The sequence below is a fragment of the Luteimonas sp. TWI596 genome (genome assembly GCF_039674105.1).
Taxonomy (GTDB): domain Bacteria; phylum Pseudomonadota; class Gammaproteobacteria; order Xanthomonadales; family Xanthomonadaceae; genus Luteimonas.
Map to the genome: position 1 here is coordinate 1 of NZ_JBDJMU010000062.1, position 289 is coordinate 289.

1 protein-coding gene is annotated in these 289 nt (G+C 68.2%); it reads left to right on the plus strand.

Going from position 1 to position 289, the window contains the following annotated elements; genetic code table 11:
* On the plus strand, positions 1-289 hold a 289-nt coding region (locus tag ABE487_RS17250), incomplete at both ends, for an isopeptide-forming domain-containing fimbrial protein (RefSeq protein WP_346452928.1).

The window sequence follows — 289 nt, forward strand, 5'->3', positions numbered from 1 at the left end:
CGTCGTCGTGGCCAGTAACCCGGCTGGCGGCAACGATCCCGATCCGGTCTGTACGACCTGCGAGACCGAACATCCTGTCGTCGCCACGTCGATCACGGTGAGCAAGACCTCGAACCCGGCGTCGGGTAGCGAGGTGTCGCCTGGCGACACGCTGACCTACACGCTGACCGCGACGGTGGCGAACTCGGCGACGACCGAAGTACTGACGCTGGCCGACACGCTGGGCGCAGGCCTGACCTTCGGGTCCGTGACCGATGCGGGCGCGTTCGCCTGCACCGGTGCGCTGACC